The sequence below is a fragment of the Mesorhizobium sp. B2-6-4 genome (assembly GCF_006441495.1).
Taxonomy (GTDB): Bacteria; Pseudomonadota; Alphaproteobacteria; order Rhizobiales; family Rhizobiaceae; genus Mesorhizobium.
This window is the reverse complement of sequence record NZ_VFUE01000017.1, coordinates 71,162-87,899: the sequence shown is the minus strand read 5'-3', so window position 1 is coordinate 87,899 and position 16,738 is coordinate 71,162. Positions and strand designations below refer to the sequence as shown.

At 63.5% G+C, this 16,738-nt stretch carries 21 protein-coding genes; 12 read left to right on the top strand and 9 right to left on the bottom strand.

Translation table 11 applies throughout. The features are described from left to right. Positions 1-58: 58 nt before the first annotated feature. The gene (locus tag FJ426_RS22685) at positions 59-685 is read left to right on the top strand and encodes a DUF480 domain-containing protein (RefSeq protein WP_140559263.1); all 627 of its coding nucleotides are present in this window, start codon (positions 59-61) and stop codon (positions 683-685) included. A 48-nt stretch (positions 686-733) separates the two neighbouring features. Here FJ426_RS22685 and FJ426_RS22680 read toward each other — a convergent pair whose 3' ends face one another. Next, positions 734-1,159, bottom strand: a complete 426-nt coding sequence (locus FJ426_RS22680) for an OsmC family protein (protein ID WP_140492697.1) — start codon at positions 1,157-1,159, stop codon at positions 734-736. Between the two features lie 213 nt (positions 1,160-1,372). Here FJ426_RS22680 and FJ426_RS22675 point away from each other — a divergent pair, with 213 nt between their 5' ends. Together FJ426_RS22675 and FJ426_RS22670 are read left to right on the top strand one after the other, a co-directional pair. Next, positions 1,373-1,600 carry a hypothetical protein gene (locus FJ426_RS22675; RefSeq protein ID WP_140554839.1) on the top strand — a complete coding sequence of 76 codons (228 nt, stop codon included), beginning with the start codon at positions 1,373-1,375 and terminating at the stop codon, positions 1,598-1,600. Then, positions 1,597-1,953: a YciI family protein gene (locus tag FJ426_RS22670; protein ID WP_140492691.1), complete on the top strand. Its 357-nt coding sequence runs from the start codon at positions 1,597-1,599 to the stop codon at positions 1,951-1,953. The genes FJ426_RS22675 and FJ426_RS22670 overlap by 4 nt, the downstream gene beginning before the upstream one ends. 13 nt (positions 1,954-1,966) lie before the next feature. Here the strand turns inward: FJ426_RS22670 and FJ426_RS22665 are convergent, their stop codons facing one another. Further along, positions 1,967-3,226: a ubiquinone biosynthesis hydroxylase gene (locus FJ426_RS22665; protein WP_140559262.1), complete on the bottom strand. Its 1,260-nt coding sequence runs from the start codon at positions 3,224-3,226 to the stop codon at positions 1,967-1,969. Between the two features lie 99 nt (positions 3,227-3,325). Between FJ426_RS22665 and tesB the strand changes: the two genes are divergently transcribed. The 7 genes from tesB (at position 3,326) to FJ426_RS22630 (ending at position 11,377) form a co-directional block, all read left to right on the top strand. Then, positions 3,326-4,186, top strand: a complete 861-nt coding sequence (gene tesB / locus FJ426_RS22660; protein ID WP_140524665.1) for an acyl-CoA thioesterase II — start codon at positions 3,326-3,328, stop codon at positions 4,184-4,186. Positions 4,187-4,435: 249 nt separating this feature from the next. Next, positions 4,436-4,774 (top strand): P-II family nitrogen regulator, encoded by a 339-nt coding sequence (locus tag FJ426_RS22655; RefSeq protein WP_013528889.1) that lies wholly within the window; start codon positions 4,436-4,438, stop codon positions 4,772-4,774. A gap of 32 nt (positions 4,775-4,806) precedes the next feature. Then, positions 4,807-6,159: an ammonium transporter gene (locus FJ426_RS22650; RefSeq protein WP_140559261.1), complete on the top strand. Its 1,353-nt coding sequence runs from the start codon at positions 4,807-4,809 to the stop codon at positions 6,157-6,159. A gap of 309 nt (positions 6,160-6,468) precedes the next feature. Then, complete coding sequence (locus FJ426_RS22645; protein WP_140513949.1) at positions 6,469-6,744, top strand: hypothetical protein; 276 nt, start codon at positions 6,469-6,471, stop codon at positions 6,742-6,744. Positions 6,745-6,957: 213 nt separating this feature from the next. Further along, a complete protein-coding gene (locus tag FJ426_RS22640) occupies positions 6,958-9,624 on the top strand; it encodes a DNA translocase FtsK (RefSeq protein ID WP_140559260.1) in 2,667 nt (888 codons plus the stop codon). A 135-nt stretch (positions 9,625-9,759) separates the two neighbouring features. After that, positions 9,760-10,440, top strand: coding sequence for an outer membrane lipoprotein carrier protein LolA (locus FJ426_RS22635; protein WP_140513951.1), 681 nt, complete (start codon positions 9,760-9,762; stop codon positions 10,438-10,440). 130 nt (positions 10,441-10,570) lie between these two features. Beyond that, entirely contained in the window at positions 10,571-11,377 is an 807-nt protein-coding gene (locus FJ426_RS22630) for an exodeoxyribonuclease III (protein ID WP_140492674.1), read from the top strand. 122 nt (positions 11,378-11,499) lie between these two features. Here the strand turns inward: FJ426_RS22630 and FJ426_RS22620 are convergent, their stop codons facing one another. Beyond that, on the bottom strand, positions 11,500-11,955 hold the full coding sequence (locus tag FJ426_RS22620) for a cyclic nucleotide-binding domain-containing protein (RefSeq protein ID WP_140492671.1): 456 nt from the start codon (positions 11,953-11,955) through the stop codon (positions 11,500-11,502). Positions 11,956-12,076: 121 nt separating this feature from the next. Further along, positions 12,077-12,760, bottom strand: a complete 684-nt coding sequence (locus FJ426_RS22615) for a response regulator transcription factor (protein ID WP_140559259.1) — start codon at positions 12,758-12,760, stop codon at positions 12,077-12,079. Between the two features lie 144 nt (positions 12,761-12,904). Between FJ426_RS22615 and FJ426_RS22610 the strand changes: the two genes are divergently transcribed. Further along, positions 12,905-13,441 (top strand): L,D-transpeptidase, encoded by a 537-nt coding sequence (locus FJ426_RS22610; RefSeq protein WP_181165209.1) that lies wholly within the window; start codon positions 12,905-12,907, stop codon positions 13,439-13,441. A gap of 56 nt (positions 13,442-13,497) precedes the next feature. On the opposite strand, the gene FJ426_RS22605 is transcribed toward FJ426_RS22610, so the two are convergent. Then, the gene (locus tag FJ426_RS22605) at positions 13,498-13,743 is read right to left on the bottom strand and encodes a hypothetical protein (protein ID WP_140554835.1); all 246 of its coding nucleotides are present in this window, start codon (positions 13,741-13,743) and stop codon (positions 13,498-13,500) included. 165 nt (positions 13,744-13,908) lie between these two features. Between FJ426_RS22605 and gcvA the strand changes: the two genes are divergently transcribed. Beyond that, positions 13,909-14,841: a transcriptional regulator GcvA gene (gene gcvA / locus FJ426_RS22600; protein ID WP_140492662.1), complete on the top strand. Its 933-nt coding sequence runs from the start codon at positions 13,909-13,911 to the stop codon at positions 14,839-14,841. A 9-nt stretch (positions 14,842-14,850) separates the two neighbouring features. Here gcvA and FJ426_RS22595 read toward each other — a convergent pair whose 3' ends face one another. From FJ426_RS22595 to FJ426_RS22580, 4 genes are read right to left on the bottom strand one after another with little or no spacing between them, the layout of a single operon-like run. After that, positions 14,851-15,267, bottom strand: coding sequence for a DUF1761 domain-containing protein (locus tag FJ426_RS22595; RefSeq protein WP_140513953.1), 417 nt, complete (start codon positions 15,265-15,267; stop codon positions 14,851-14,853). 51 nt (positions 15,268-15,318) lie between these two features. After that, on the bottom strand, positions 15,319-15,990 hold the full coding sequence (locus FJ426_RS22590; protein WP_140559258.1) for a methyltransferase: 672 nt from the start codon (positions 15,988-15,990) through the stop codon (positions 15,319-15,321). After that, positions 15,987-16,412 carry an EVE domain-containing protein gene (locus tag FJ426_RS22585; RefSeq protein WP_140492656.1) on the bottom strand — a complete coding sequence of 142 codons (426 nt, stop codon included), beginning with the start codon at positions 16,410-16,412 and terminating at the stop codon, positions 15,987-15,989. The genes FJ426_RS22590 and FJ426_RS22585 overlap by 4 nt, the downstream gene beginning before the upstream one ends. Positions 16,413-16,440: 28 nt before the next feature. Then, positions 16,441-16,737 carry a YciI-like protein gene (locus FJ426_RS22580; protein ID WP_140513955.1) on the bottom strand — a complete coding sequence of 99 codons (297 nt, stop codon included), beginning with the start codon at positions 16,735-16,737 and terminating at the stop codon, positions 16,441-16,443. Position 16,738 lies beyond the last annotated feature (1 nt).

Below are 16,738 nucleotides of genomic sequence, written 5' to 3'. Positions count from 1 at the left end.
TTCTCCGGCAGGACAAAAGGGGCGCTGTCTTGCCAGCTTCAAAAAGGATTGCAATCCAATGACGGACCTCCCCATCCTGTCTCCTCCCGAAGCGCGTGTGCTCGGCTGCCTCATCGAGAAGAAGGAGCTGACGCCGGACGTCTATCCGTTGACCCTCAACGCAGCGCTTGCCGCCGCCAACCAGAAGACGGCGCGCGAGCCCGTCATGGCGCTGGAGCAGACAGAGGTGCACCGGGCGCTAAAGCTGCTCGAGCAGAAGGGGCTGGTGCGGCAGATGTTCGGCTCCCGCGTCGAGCGCTACGAGCACCAGATGGCGCAGCGCTTCTCGCTGACCACGCCTCAGACCGCCTTGGTCGGTCTGCTTTTGCTGCGCGGGCCGCAGACGGCGCATGAATTGTTGGCACGCAGCGAGCGCATGGCAAGGTTTTCATCGATCGAGGATTTGCGCGGTGAACTCGATATGCTGATCGGCCGTCGACCGCCGCTCGTTCAGGAAATCCCGCGCGGTCCAGGCCAACGCGAGGACCGCTATGTGCATCTCCTCGCCGGGCCGGTTGACGTTGCCGCCCTGTCGGCGCAGCGCACTGCATCGGCCGTGCCCGCTTCCGACCTCGAAGCGAGAGTGGAGGCGCTGGAGCAGGAAGTCGCAGCCCTTCGCGCCCGGCTCGACGCGCTGGGCGCCTGAGCGGTCGGGCGTGTCCGGCGCGACCATGCGCGCCGGGATGCCGTGGTCTCAGCCGAGCCTGGCGTCGAGCGATACGTTGATGGCGCCCAGCGCTTTGGAAACAGGGCATTCGGCCTTGGCCTTCTCGGCCAATTCCTTGAACTTCGCGGCGTCGATGCCGGGCACCTTGCCGACAAGGGTGATCGCGCTGCCCGTGATGCCGGTGCCGGGAACCAGCGTCACCACGGCCTTGGCGTCGAGCTCGGCTGCCGGGGTGCCGTTCTCGGCCAGGAAATGCGACAGCTGCATGGCGTAGCAGCCGGCGTGCGCGGCCGCGATCAGCTCTTCCGGATTGGTGCCGGATTTGCCGCTCTCGTCCTCGAAGCGTGCCTTGAACGAATAGGGCGTGCCGTTCAGGGTCCCGCTCTGGCTGTCGAGCGTGCCTTTGCCGTCCTTCAGATTGCCCTTCCAGACGGCGGTTGCGGTGCGGTCCATGAATTCCTCCTTGGTTGTCGTGAACTTGTCCAGGTGAGCCCAGCGTCCGGCCAACTATAACGCGGGCATGCGCGAAGACCACTGCGCTGTTTGGACCACGGCGTGATGACGGTTCATTCCTTTAGAAAAAAAACCGCGTGCAAAAATGTCGGCTTCCATTCGGCCCGGCCGTCCTGCGGGCGACCACGGGATTGTGGCCGGATGGAGGTTCACATGGACAATCTGTTTTTCGCAATATGGAAGACCCCGGGCCGCAAGGCTCAACGACGGCAGGACTTCTGGCTGGAGCCACCGCCGTCCGGTGTCCGCAGGCTGCTGGCGGCTGTCGCCATCATCGCGGTCGCGGCATGCCTTCTCGACCATGCGGCAGCGGTCGAAGGCAAGGCTGACACGCTCGTCACCGCATCCTATGATTCATCGCAGCAAGGGAGCGCGAAATGAAATATGTCTGCCTGGTCTATGGTGAGGAGAAAGACCTCTACGCGCTCACCCCGGAAGGATCGGCCAAGCTCGACGCCGATTCGCTGGCCTATGACCGGTCCTTGGACCAACAAGGCAAGCTCATCGTCGCGCAGGCGCTGCAATCGGTGAAGACCTCGAAAACCGTGCGCCGTCGCAAGGGCAAGCGGCTGGTCACCGACGGCCCGTTCGCCGAAACCAAGGAGCAGTTGCTCGGCTTCGTCATGATCGAGGCGAAGGACCTCCAGGAGGCACTGGACATCGCCGGCGGCATTCCGCTGGCCGAACTCGGCACGATCGAGGTCCGGGCGATCTATGACGTGCCCGGGTCATAAGCGGCGCGGCGGGTCAGATCGCCTCGCCCTTCAAAAGGCGCGGCGTGCCGGCTGAAAGCCCCGACGCCTGGCGGATGAAGAATTCCTTCAGCCGTGGCATGCGCTCGACCAGGCCGAGGCCGATGTCGCGCACCGCGCGCAGCGGGCCGATATCGTTGGAAAACAGCCGGTTCAGCACATCTGTCGTGACGCCCATCTGCACCGTGTCGAAACGGCGCCATTGCTGGTAACGCTCGAGCACGTCGAGCGCGCCGATATCCTGGCCCAGCCGGTCGGCTTCGACGATCACCTCGGCCAGGGCGGCGACATCCTTGAAGCCGAGATTGAGGCCCTGGCCGGCGATCGGGTGGATGCCGTGGGCGGCATCGCCGGCAAGCGCCACGCGCGGCGCGACGAAGGCGCGCGCGATGGTAAGACCCAGCGGCCAGGCGCGCGGCTTGTCGGCGACGCGGATCTCGCCAAGCTTGAGGCCGAAACGCTGTTCCAGTTCGTGCTCGAAGAGGAGGTCGTCGCCGGCGACCATCGTCTGAGCATCTTCCGACCGCTCGACCCAGACGATCGACGAGCGGTTGGAGCCGTCCGCGCCCGGCTTCAGCGGCAGCGTGGCGAAGGGTCCGGCGGGCAGGAAATGCTCTTCGGCGCGGCCATTGTGCGGCCGTTCATGTGCCACGGTGCAGACGATGCCGGACTGGCCGTATTCCCATTTCACCGTCTTGATGCCGGCCATGTCGCGCAGCTTCGAGTTGACGCCGTCGGCGGCGACCAGCAGCCGCGCCTTCAGCGTCGCGCCGTCGGCCAGATGCACGGTGATGCCCGCACCATTGGTTTCGAACCCTTGCACGGCAACGCCTTCGATGATGTCGACGCCGAGCTTTTCGGCGCTGCGGCGCAAGGCGCCGTTCAGCACCCGGTTGGCCACCATATGTGCGAAGGGCTCGCCCGGCGCCACCTCGCCGTCGAAAGTGAGGAAGACCGGGCGCACAGGATCGGCGGCACGCGAATCGGTGATGATCATCTCGGTGATTGCCTGCGCTTCCGGCGCGATCTCGGCCCAGACGCCGAGCCGCTCGAGCATGCGGCAGGCGGCCGCCGCAATGGCCGAGGCGCGCCCGTCCCTTTGCCAGGAGCCGGGGGGTGCGGCATCGACCAGGGCCACGGCAAGCTCCGGTTGCGCCTGTTTCAGCGACACGGCGGCAGCCAGGCCGACATAGCCGGCGCCGGCGACCAGAACATCGAGCCCGGACCTGGTTTTCGCCTCTGCCTTGCCTTCCATGGTCTTCGCTCCTTGCAAGCCAGCCTGCCATCCGCCCTTGACGGCCCGTCCTTCCTGTCGGAAACCCGCCGAGGAAATCTTGAGGCGAGGTCACGACACATGACGGCGGCCATGGACGAGCTTCTGCGCATTCTCGACCTCGAGAGGCTGGAACACAATCTGTATCGTGGTCGCAGCCCCCAGGTGGAGTGGCAGCGCGTGTTCGGCGGCCAGACCATCGCCCAGGCGCTGGTGGCGGCGCAGCGGACCGTCGAGCCCGACCGCTACGTGCATTCGCTGCACGGCTATTTTATGCGGCCTGGCGACATCAAGGTGCCGATCATCTACGAGGTCGACCGCATCCGCGACGGCGGCTCCTTCACCACCCGCCGGGTGCTGGCGATCCAGCACGGGAACGCGATCTTCTCGCTGGAAGCCTCGTTCCAGGTCGATGAGAAGGGGCTGGAGCACCAGTTCGCTTTGCCCGACGACGTGCCGCCGCCGGAAGGGCTGAAGACGCAGCGCCAACTGCTCGAAAAGGCCGACCGGGTGCCGGAAGCGGTGCGACGCTTCTGGGCGCGCGAGCGACCGCTGGAGCTCAGGCCGGTCAATCTCCAGCACTATGAAAGCCGTGACAAGCTGCCGCCCCGGCAGAATGTCTGGATCCGCCTCGCCGGTCCCGTCCCAGACGACCGCGCGCTGCAATCGGTGTTGCTCGCCTATCTCTCCGACATGACGCTGCTCGACACCTCGACCTTCGCGCATGGGCGCGGGCTGTTCGATCCCGACATCCAGGCGGCCAGCCTCGACCATTCGATGTGGTTCCACCGCCCGCATTCGCTCGACGGCTGGCTGCTCTACGCGCAGGACAGCCCCTCGAGCTCGGGATCGCGCGGATTCAGCCGCGGCACGCTTTATGCCCGCGACGGCACGCTGATCGCCTCGATGGCCCAGGAAGGCTTGATCCGGCTCAAGCGTTGAGCAGTCCTTTCGCCCAAAGCCTTCCAAATAGGCGTTTTCAGAAAATTGCTTAATTATTGAGCAGAAGCTGTGCCGCGCCCATCGTCACGGTGCGATTGCGGGCGCGTCAATTCCTTTGTTTACAACCAGTTAACACGCTGCTTCGGCAATTGGCACGGAGCTTGAATCCTCGTCGGCACTCTCCGGCTCCTCGGGATCGGTGAAGGTGTGCAAACGCGGGGGACCGCAACAGCAAAAGGGTGAAACCTTATGAAAATCGTGATGGCAATCATCAAGCCGTTCAAGCTCGACGAGGTGCGCGAAGCGCTTACCGCCGTCGGCATCCAGGGCCTGACCGTCACCGAAGTCAAAGGCTACGGGCGTCAGAAGGGGCACACGGAAATCTATCGCGGGGCGGAATACGCGGTCAGTTTCCTGCCGAAGATCAAGATCGAGGTCGCGGTCAGCGCCGACATGGTCGACAAGGCCGTGGAGGCCATCACCGCAGCCGCCAAGACCGGTCAGATCGGCGACGGCAAGATCTTCGTTTTCGGCATCGACCAGGCGGTGCGCATCCGCACCGGCGAAACAGACACCGACGCGCTCTGAAGCGGCGAACACGTATTCCAATGGAGAGTTCAATGAATATTCCTTCCACCTTGAAGAAGACGGGACGCGCCGCCCTTTTTGGCTCGCTCGCTCTCGCAGCGTTGGGCAGCGTCGCCGCCCTCGCGCAGGAAGCGGCTCCGGCCGCGGCTGCCGCCGCCCCGGCCGCTCCCACCCCGGTGCTCGACACCGGCAACACCGCCTGGATGCTGACTTCGACGGCGCTGGTGCTGATGATGACCATCCCCGGCTTGGCACTGTTCTACGGCGGCATGGTGCGCAAGAGGAACGTGCTTGCCACCGTCATGCAGAGCTTCGCCATCACCTGCCTGGTGACGGTGCTGTGGTTCATGTTCGGCTATTCGCTGGCCTTTTCCGACGGCGGCGGCATGAATGCCTATCTCGGGGGCTTCTCGAAATTCTTCCATCACGGCATCACCACCTCGACGCTGTGGGCGCCGGGCGTGGCCAACATTCCTGAATTCGTCTTCTCGATGTTCCAGATGACCTTCGCCATCATCACCCCGGCCCTGATCGCCGGCGCCTTTGCCGAGCGCATGAAGTTCTCGGCCCTGCTGATCTTCATGGCGCTGTGGCTGCTGGTCGTCTATGCGCCGATCGCGCATTGGGTCTGGGGCGGCGGCTTCCTCGGCGCTGCCGGCGTGCTCGACTTCGCCGGCGGCACGGTCGTCCATATCAATGCCGGTGTCGCGGGTCTCGTCTGCGCCCTGGTCCTGGGCAAGCGCGAAGGCTACGGCACCACCAACATGGCGCCGCATAACCTGGTCTATTCCGTGATCGGCGCTTCGCTGCTGTGGGTCGGCTGGTTCGGCTTCAACGCCGGTTCGGAACTCGCCGCCGACGGCCTCGCCGGTGCCGCGATGCTCAACACCCAGGTTGCCACCGCGGCAGCGGCGCTGGCCTGGATGTTCGCCGAATGGATCGTCGCCAAGAAGCCCTCGGTGCTCGGCATCATCTCCGGCGCCGTCGCCGGCCTTGTCGCGGTGACGCCGGCTTCCGGCTTCGTCAACCCGACGGGCGCCTTCATCGTCGGCATCGTCGCCGGCGTCGTCTGCTACATCTCGGCGGTCAAGGTAAAGCACATGTTCGGCTATGACGACTCGCTCGATGCCTTCGGTGTCCATGGCGTCGGCGGCGTGGTCGGCGCATTGCTGACCGGCGTGCTCGCCGACCCGGCAATCAACAGCCTCTCCTCGGGCGCGTCGATCGGCAAGCAGCTCTACGGCATCGTCTTCACCATCCTGTGGACGGCAATCGCCACCTTCGTCATCCTCTACATCGTCAAGGCGCTCGTCGGCCTGCGTCCGTCGACCCAGGAAGAGGTCGAGGGTCTCGACATCAGCCAGCACGGCGAAGTGGTGCCGTAAGGCCTCTTTGCGATGGGACCGGCGGACCTCCTCCCGCCGGTCCCATCTCTTTCGGTAATCACGTACGGAAAACCGCTGCACGTCTTCCGGAACTGTTTTGAAATCCCGTCGTGACGCTCCGCAAGGTGCTCACGCCTTGAGGCCCGGATCGCTCCGGGCCTCTTTTTTTGGAGCCCGTTTGGTTGGACGAACGCAATCACGTTCGCGTGATTGAGATTTTCGAGGAAACATCGGCCGTCTTGGCATCGAACTCCCGGGCACGACCACTGTTCGGCGGTCGTTGCAAACAATAGGGAAGGAAACTATCCAATGAACGTCAAGAATATCTGTCTCGGCGCGCTCGCTCTTTCCATGGTCAGCGGCATGGCATTTGCCGGGGCTCTCGACGAACCCGACAATATGGCCCCGTTCTTCACCGATTCCAGCATGAAAACCATGAAGCCGATGGCGGAATTCAAGACCGCTTTCATGGCCATGCCAATGGAAAAGCAGGATGCGATGAAGAAGGAATGCCAGGACGCGGCGATGAGCAAGCCGCATGCCGAGTTCTGCGCCAACGTCCAGGCGCTCGGCGGAGCCAACTGAGACCGCGGGTGATCAGGCCCACCGAGCCTGGTCACCCTGCCGTTGCCGATGCAGAAATGGCGGGCCGTGAGGCTCGCCATTGTTATTTGCGGCAGGCGGCTGGGGCCCTTGCCATGGTTAATGCGGCCTTAACCTTCCCACGCATAGTCTGGCAGCCAAATCTGCCGAAGTGCGTCACGCGCTCGGGCCAGGCAATCACTGACGGGGAAGAGCATGCGTTCAGGGGCTTCAGCACCGCTCGCGCTGACCGATACGGGGCACGGCATCCAGGCATTCGCGCGACGCCAGGTCGGCCGGCTTGTCGGCGCCGGCATGTTCGCGTTCACCGCTTTCGGCGTCGCCAGCCTGGCCACCTGGAATGTCGCCGACCCGAGCTTCTCGCACGCCACAGCCAACACCGTCACCAATGCCATGGGCTATGCGGGTGCTGTCTTCTCCGACATCGCCATGCAGTTCTTCGGCCTTGCCGCCGTGGCGGCGCTGGTTCCGGCCGTGATCTGGGGATATCTGCTGTTTTCGGCGCGTGGCGTCGACAGGCTGCCCAGGCGCGGTCTGTTCTGGTTCGGCTTTGCCCTGCTGGCCGCCGCGATCGCCGGCTGCGTGGTGCCGCCCAAGACCTGGCCGCTGCCGACCGGGCTCGGCGGCGTGTTCGGCGACATGGTACTGAAGATTCCGGGCGTTGTCATCGGTGGCTATCCGACCGGGCTGGTGGCCAGCGTGCTCGCCATTCTGATGGCCGGTCCGGCGCTATGGCTATTCGCCTACGGTTCGGCGCTGATCGCACGCAAGAACGGTTTCGCCGTCATGGAGGAACCGGCCGCCGCCGATCCGCGTGAGGATGAGCTGCTGTTCGACAATGACGAGGATGAAGGCGACGAAGGCATACTGGCGCTCGGCGCAATGACCCATTGGTGGCTTTCGTTCCGCGCGTGGATGCACCGCCGCGCCGTGCGCCGCAGGCAGCGGCGGGACGAATTCGAGCCGGGAATGGAGCCGCGCGCCAGCGCCTGGCGGCGTGCCGCCGAACGAGTCGAATCGGCCGAGTTCGCCGAGCAGCGGATGAGCCCGGATGGCCGTGCCCGCGTCGAACCGGAATTCTTCGCCGCCATGGTCAACGACCGCAGCGTTTCCGTCGATCCGGACGATGACGTCTTCGACGATCGCTTCGACACCGGCGATGACGATGTCGATTTCGACGATGAACCCCTCGTCCAGCGTCGCGCGGCTTCCACCGCCAAAGTCCAGCCGTTCCGCTCGGATGCCGCCACGCGCGTTGAAGCGCCGGCGCCGCGCCCGGCTCCGGGTGCGCGCGTCCAGCGCGAGGCGCAGACCTCGTTGATCGGCTCGGAAAAATTCGAGATGCCGTCGCTGCATTTCCTGTCCGAACCGAAGAACGTCGCGCGCGACCCGAGCCTCTCGAAAGACGCGCTGGAACAGAACGCCCGCCTGCTCGAAGGCGTGCTGGAGGATTTCGGCGTCAAGGGCGAGATCATCCATGTCCGCCCCGGCCCCGTCGTCACGCTCTATGAGCTGGAGCCTGCGCCAGGCATCAAATCATCGCGCGTCATCGGCCTCTCCGACGACATCGCCCGCTCGATGAGCGCCATCGCCTGCCGCGTCGCCGTGGTGCCGGGCCGCAACGCCATCGGCATCGAATTGCCGAACGCCAAGCGCGAGACGGTGTATCTCAGGGAAATCATGGCCAGCCGCGATTTCGAGACCACCAAGGCCAAGCTGGCGCTGGCGCTGGGCAAGACCATCAACGGCGAGGCGGTCATCGTCGATATCGCCAAGATGCCGCACGTCTTGGTCGCCGGCACCACCGGCTCGGGCAAGTCGGTCGCCATCAACACCATGATCCTGTCGCTGCTCTACCGGCTGACGCCGCAGGAATGCCGGCTGATCATGATCGATCCCAAGATGCTGGAGCTCTCGGTCTATGACGGCATCCCGCACCTTTTGACGCCTGTCGTCACCGACCCGAAGAAGGCGGTGGTTGCGCTGAAATGGACCGTGCGGGAGATGGAAGACCGCTACCGCAAGATGTCGAAGGTCGGCGTGCGCAATATCGACGGTTTCAACGCACGCGTCCAACAGGCGGAGAAGAAGGGCGAAAAGATCTCGCGCACGGTGCAGACCGGCTTCGACCGCCAGACCGGCGAGGCGATCTACGAGACCGAGAATCTCGACCTCGAGCCGATGCCCTACATCGTCGTCATCATCGACGAAATGGCCGATCTGATGATGGTTGCCGGCAAGGACATCGAGGGTGCCGTCCAGCGCCTGGCGCAGATGGCTCGCGCCGCCGGCATCCACGTGATCATGGCGACGCAACGTCCGTCCGTCGACGTGATCACCGGTACCATCAAGGCCAACTTCCCCACCCGCATCTCCTTCCAGGTAACGTCGAAGATCGACAGCCGCACCATCTTGGGCGAGCAAGGCGCCGAGCAGCTGCTCGGCATGGGCGACATGCTCTACATGGCCGGCGGCGGCCGCATCCAGCGCGTGCACGGCCCGTTCGTCTCCGACGACGAGGTGGAGAAGATCGTCGCGCATCTGAAGCTGCAGGGCGTGCCGGAATATCTCGACGCCATCACCGAGGACGATGATGAGGACGAGGACGAGCCCTCCGGCAAGGGCAGCTCGGGCGGCGGCGGCGGCAATTTCGAGGATTCCGACGACCCTTACGACCAGGCGGTGTCCGTGGTGTTGCGCGACGGCAAGGCCTCGACCAGCTATATCCAGCGGCGTCTGGGCATCGGCTACAACCGCGCCGCTTCGATCATCGAGAAGATGGAAAAAGAAGGCATTGTCGGCCCCGCCAATCATGCCGGAAAACGCGAGATCCTGGTGCCGACCGAAGAGGACAAATTCTGATCGCGAAAGATACCGGCGGCAACTTTGAACCTTCTGGCGCGTTCAAGCGGTAAGCAGCGTTCGCGCCGTCAAACTTCAGCCCAACTGGGGGTTCAGGACAACAACAAATCAGGACTCAAGATGAGAGTGACCGACATGAAAAACGATCTTTCCGCGCTCGGCGATCTTGCCCCGACGCGCCGTCAGCTGCTTGGCCTCGGCCTGGTGCTCGCGGGCGCTGCCGCCCTCAACGTGGTGCCCGGATTCGAGCTGCTGGCATCCGCGCAGGCGGCCGTGCCGGCGGCCGCGCAGAAGATCGCCGATCATTTTTCCTCGGTTAAGTCGATGAGCGGCGAATTCGTGCAGTTCGGCCCCAAGGGCGAACAGACCGGCGGCAAGTTCTTCCTGGAAAGACCGGGCAAGATCCGCTTCAACTATGACGGATCCTCGAATTTCCGGGTGATTTCGGACGGCAAGTCGGTGGTCATCCTCAACAAGAAACTGAACACGTCCGATCTCTATCCCTTGTCGAAGACGCCGCTGAAACTGCTGCTCGACGACCGGATCGATCTCTCCGGAAACCGCGTCAAGAGCGTCAAGGAAGAGGACGATCTCACCACCATCCAGCTCTCGGACAAGTCGGTGTTCGGCAATGCGCGGATCACCATGATGTTCGATCCGAAGACCTATGATCTGCGCCAGTGGACGATCACCGATGCGCAGGGCAAGGACACCACGGTGATGATCTTCAACACCAAGGAAGGCGTCAGCTTCGCTCCCGACACGTTTGCCATCGACTATACGGCCAATCGCGAGCTGAATACGAAAACCAGATAGCTTTCCTCGCGCTGGCGAAGCCTTTCGTGCAGTTTCGGCGGCGCGGCGCCGACCTCCGCAACTGCTGCAATGCTTGTCTTTATGGCGCGGGGCTGGCAGTAGTTCGGCGATCTTTCGCCGGACCCGCCAAATGCCCTTTTCCATCGCCACCTGGAACATAAATTCCGTTCGCCTGCGCATGCCGATCATCGAGCGCCTGCTCGATGAATACGCACCCGATGTGCTTTGCCTGCAGGAAACAAAAGTTCCCGACGAGCTGTTCCCCGAAAAGGCCTTCCGCAGGCTCGGCTACGGGCACATCGCCTTTCACGGTCAGAAGGGCTATCACGGCGTGGCGACGGTCGCGCGCCGGCCGATCGCGGTGGTCGAGAAGCGCCGCTTCTGCGACATCGACGACAGCCGGCATTTGTCGGTGACCGTGCGGGCCGGCGGCAAGACGATCCTGCTGCACAATTTCTACGTTCCGGCGGGCGGTGACGAACCGGACCCGGAAGTCAACCGCAAATTCAGGCACAAGCTCGATTTCGTCGCCGAGATGAACGCAATCCGCGCCGAACACAGCGAAGTGTCCGCCTCGGTCCTGGTCGGCGACCTCAACATCGCGCCGCTCGAACACGATGTCTGGTCGCATAAGCAACTGCTCAACGTGGTCAGCCATACGCCGGTCGAGACGGAGAGTTTCGAGGCCATGCGGCTGGCCGGCGACTGGGTCGACCTGATGCGGCTCAACGTGCCATCAGAACAGAAGCTCTACACCTGGTGGAGCTACCGCGCGCAGGACTGGGAGGCATCCAACCGCGGCCGGCGGCTTGACCATGTCTGGTCGTCACCGAACCTGGTGCCTGATTTCACCGGCTACGAAATCCTGCGGGCGGCGCGTGGCTGGGAACGTCCCTCGGACCATGTTCCGGTCATCGCGCGGTTCAACCTGGACTGATCAGCCGGGCCGGCGCTTTTCCCACTCCGGCGACAATTGCGTCAAGCCGCTCGGTCGCCATGATGAAGGGCAGGTCATTTTCGGTGGCGCGAACCAGCCGGAACTCCACCTGTCTCTCCCGTTCACTCGGAAAAGCGCGGCGCCAGCTTCTCGATGCGGTGGATCATTGCCTGAAAGTCTTCCAGGATGCGCTGGTGGAGCTGTGCCGCCAAATCCGGATATTCCTCCAGGATGCGGCGGAACATCTTTCGGCTGAGCCGGATCACCTCCGAATCGACCGCGGCCGATGCACTGGTCAGCCGGTTGGTGTCGGCGATCAGCGCCAGTTCGCTCAGCATGGTGCCGGGGCCGGCCGTGCCGATAGGGATGCGTTCGCCTGTCTGCTCGCGGTAGAGCACGATCTCTCCGCTGACCACGATATAGGCCGAATCAGCCATATCGTCCTCGCGATAGAGCTTGTGGTCTGCCTGCAGCAGCATGGTCTCGGCGCCGAAGGCGAGCAGGCGCAATTGTTCCTGCGTGAAGCCCTCGAAAAGCCTCACGGCTGACAGGATGCGGATGTCGTCATCCAGCGCCATCTAGCTGTGTCCCCGAACGGTCAGTCCAATCCCTCCTCTGCGGTGCGATCCAGAATCCCGCTCCAACAGGATCGCACCCAAAAGCAGCCCCGCCCAGACCGCTTATTGGATAATAAAATGTTTAAGGAACCAGCTTGTAGCCACCGCTTTCTGTCACAAGAATTTCCGCATTGGAAGGATCGCGCTCGATCTTCTGGCGCAGTCGATAGACATGGGTCTCCAACGTGTGCGTGGTGACGCCGGAATTATAGCCCCAGACTTCCTCGAGCAGCACGTCGCGCGTCACCACCTTCTGGTCGGCGCGATAGAGATACTTGATGATCGAGGCCTCCTTTTCCGTCAGCCGCACCTTGCCGCCGCGTGGGTCGATGAGCAGCTTCTGGCTGGGCTTGAAAGTGTAGGGACCGACCGAGAAGGTGGCGTCCTCGCTCTGCTCGTGCTGACGCAGCTGCGCGCGGATGCGCGCCAAAAGCACGGCGAAGCGGAACGGCTTCGTCACATAGTCGTTGGCGCCGGCCTCGAGACCGAGAATCGTGTCCGAATCGGTATCGTGGCCGGTCAGCATGATGATGGGCGCCTTGTAGCCGCCCTTGCGCAGCAGCTTCACCGCCTCGCGGCCGTCCATGTCGGGCAGGCCGACATCCATGATGAGCAGGTCGATGAGGCCACCGCGCGCCGCGGTGACGCCTTTTGCCGCAGTCGATTCCTGCAGCACGTCGAACTCCTCGTAGAGGGACAATTGCTCGACCAGCGTGCCGCGCAGGTCGTCATCGTCGTCGACGATCAGGATGGTTCGTGAAGTCATGGATCAATCCGTTGTTTTGAAAAGAAAATTCAGTTGACCGCTGCCTGTTTATGCGGAAGCTGACCGGCACAACAGCCGATCACAGTGATTTGTTCCGTGGCACGATCATACAAGAAAAAACACGATCGCAATGCAGCCGGCGCAATTTTGCGAAAAGGACTGCGGGTGCTGACCGTGCGGGCAAGGCCCGGCCGTCCCAGCCAGGGGCTGCTGCAGGCGGGCAGAACGGTGTTTGCCTGCGCGCTGGGGCGTGGCGGCATCTCGGCGGGCAAGCGCGAAGGCGACGGCGCCACGCCGCTTGGCCAAATGCGGATCCTGTCGGGTTATTTCCGGGGAGACCACTTCTCCAGCGGCCGCATCACCCGGCTGGCGATGACGCCGATCGGGCCTGATCTCGGCTGGTGCGAAGTGCCCGACGACCGAAACTATAACAGGCCAGTCAAGATCCCCTACGGCGCCAGCCACGAACGCATGCGGCGCGACGACAGGCTCTATGATGCCTGCCTTGTGCTCGACTGGAATATAACGCCGCGCCGCCGCGGGCGCGGAAGCGCCATCTTCTTCCACCTTGCGCGCCCGGGCTTTACGCCCACGCAAGGCTGCGTCGCGGTGACCGCACGCACGATGGCGCGCCTTTTGCCGCTGCTGTCGGACCGGACGGTGGTGAGGGTGGTAAGGTAGGGAATGGTGTAGGGAATAGGCAGTAGGCAGTAGGGTTCTCTTTCTATTGCCTACTCCTAATTCCTATTCCCTTTCCTTACCTGCCAGCCGATGTCGAGCAGGCCCAGCCGGCCGAGTTCGCGGTCCATGGCGCGGGAGACGTCTTTGCGCGTGGCGCCAACATCGCGCAACTGGCGATCCGACAGGTCCTCGATGTCGTCCTGCGGCAGGCTTGCCGCGACCTTGGCCTGGCGGAGCCAGTCGAACGCGGCGGTCAGCCAGTTCAACCGGCTCGCGGGAGCTCTCAAAGCTATGTGAGACATGATGCGGTTCCTTCCATCCGGACATAAAATCCGGTTTGATATTGGTTCGATGGTTGCATCATGCCCGATTGAAAGATTGGAGAGAAACGAGTAGTTCTTTCCGGATTATCAAGTTTTCTTTGAGGATCAGGGCGCCATGACCGCGTCTGTTCTGGGGCCGCGCTGATGGCCCGCCTGGTGCCGGGAACCCGGGCGCTGAGGACGCTGGAGGCAGCGGCCCGGCATCTCAATTTCACCCGGGCCGCCGACGAACTCGGCCTGACACCAGCCGCCGTCAGCCACCAGATCAAGGAGATCGAAGACCAGCTCGGCATCGTCCTGTTCACGCGCTCCAGCCGCAGCATCCGGCTGACGGAGGCCGGAACGGTGCTGTTCGAGGCCTCTGCCGATGCGCTCGACCTGCTTGGCAAGGCCGTCTCGCGGGCACAGAAGATGACGCGCGGCACGACGCTGCTGAAAGTGACGCTCGACGCCCAATTCGCGACGAAATGGCTGATGCGGCGGGTCGAGGATTTTCGAAAAAAACATGAAGGCATCGAACTCAGGTTCGACATCGCCTACGGATTGCGGGATTTCGACCTCGACGATGTCGATGTCGGCATCCGCTTCGGCGCCGGCAGATATCCGGGACTTTGCGCGCATCGGCTGTTCGACAACGTCATCATCCCGGTATGCAGCCCGAGCCTGCTGGCGTCAGGTCCGCCGCTGCGCGAACCGCGCGATCTCTTCCATCACACGCTTGCCCATATCGAATGGGCGCGTCAGGGCGTGACCTGGCCGAACTGGCGCATGTGGATGGCGGCAGCCGGCGTCGACGATTTCGACGACAGCCGCACCATCGTTTTCGGCACCTCGGCCGACGCGGTCCAGGCGGCGATGGAGGGCAGCGCCGTGGCGCTCGCCGATTTCGCCATGGTGGCCAACGACCTTTCCGAAGGCAGGTTGGTGCGGCCTTTCGAACTCGGCATCAAGGTCGCGCCGGAATTCGCCTATTTCCTGGTCTATCCCAAGGAACTGGTGAACGATCCGCGCATCGTTGCCTTTCGCACGTGGATTCTGGAGGAAATGGCAAAATCCCAAACCGCGGACCGGGTGTAGCGGAGGCCTTCAACTCGCTGCGGCGCCGAACCAGCCGACCACGGCGCCGACGATCAACAGCACGCCAAGCCAGTGGCCGCCGTCGATGATGGTCAGGTCCCAGCCGAAATTCTCGTAGCGATGATTGACCGACAGCGTGGTTGCGACGAAGCCGAGCCAAAGCACGAAACCGAAGACCAGTCCCGCCAGCAATGTCGGCTCGCCGCCAGTCACCGCGCCGACGACCAGGGCCATCACAAGCGCCATGACCAACTCGGCGATGAAAGAGATGAGAAACGGCAGCAACGATTTCTTCATGGTCGCCGGATCGAGTTTTGCAGCCTTCAGCCATGGCTTACTCAAACCGGTGTACCAGCCGGCGCCGAACAGCCACGCCAGGATTGCGGCGACGATCACCGCCAGCCAGTTAACCGCTGAAAAATCCATGATATTCCCCTCTGATACGGAGCTCATGGAAACGCCTGTTCAGTGGCGGCGTCAAGCCGGGCGCGCGGTGCTCCACCGCCAGACGGTGGTGCGTTTGATCTCGGCATCCTCGAGCGCCCGCGTCACCGGCACCTGGTAGACGCCAAGCGGTTCCAACCCCGACCGCGGCAGATAGGAGCGGCCGGGATCGCCGATCAGGATATCGGCGCCGCGCCGCTTCAGAGCCGCGAACCAGGGCGTCAGCCGGTCTGCGAACGGCTTGTCGTAGAAGACATCGCCGGCAAGAACCACGTCCCAGTCCGCATCCGTTCCGACGCAGTCATTCTGGACGAATTCGACCGCGACGCCATTGGCTTGCGCATTGAGGCGGACCGCCGTGGCGCAGAACGGGTCGATGTCGGCGGCCGTCACCCCTGCCGCGCCGGCTTTGGCTGCGGCGATGGCGACGAGACCGGAGCCGGAGGCGAAGTCGAGCACGCGCTTGCCCCGCACCATGGCCGGATTGTCGATGATATGGCGGGCAAGCCCCTGGCCGCCGGCCCAGGCAAAGGCCCAGAAAGGCGGCGGCAGCCCGATCTCGACCAGCTCGTCCTCCGTCCGCTGCCACAGATCATGCGCCTCGTCGGCAAGATACAGCACAATCTCGGGCACATGCGGCGGCGCCATCAGCGCCGTATTGTCGAGGATGAAGCGTTCGGCGCTATGGCTCGTGAGAACCGTCACGGAGCCGGCGTCAGGCCACCCATGCGGCAGACTTCCTTCCATTCGGCCGGCGTCACCGGCTGCACGGAAAGCCGTCCGAGCCGCACCAGCGCCATGTCGGCGAGCTTGGGATTGGCCTTGACCTGCTCCAGCGTCGGCGGGTTCGGCACATCCTTGAAGGCGCGGATGTCGACGCATTCCCAGCGCGGATCGTCCGATGTGGTGTCGGGATGAGCCAGTGCGCACACTTCGGCGATGCCGACCACGTTCAGCCCCTCGTTGGAGTGGTAGAAGAAGCCGAGATCACCGATCTGCATGGCCTTCATGTTGTTGCGCGCCGCATAGTTGCGCACGCCGTCCCATTGCGTGCCTGCCTTGCCCTTGGCCTTCAACGCCTCGAACGAGAAGACCGAGGGTTCGGATTTGAACAGCCAGTAGTTCATTCGTATTGCTCCTCCAGCCTTGTGCCGATTAATTAGCCGCCGGCTTGTTGAAGGTCCAGTTCCACTGGCGGATCTCGACGCTTTCGAACAGTCCCGCCTTGGCATAGGGATCGGCTGCCGACAGCGCCTGCGCGCCTGCCATGTCAGGCGCTTCGACGACGACGAGGCTGCCGTTGGACTTGCCGTCGGCGTCGAGGAACGGACCGGCGAAGGCCAGCTTCTTGTCGCTGTTCAGCCCTTCGAGAAAAGCGAGGTGCTCCGGCCGCGTATCGATGCGCACTTGCATGCTTCCGGGCTTGTCCTTGCAAATCAACGCGAACAACATG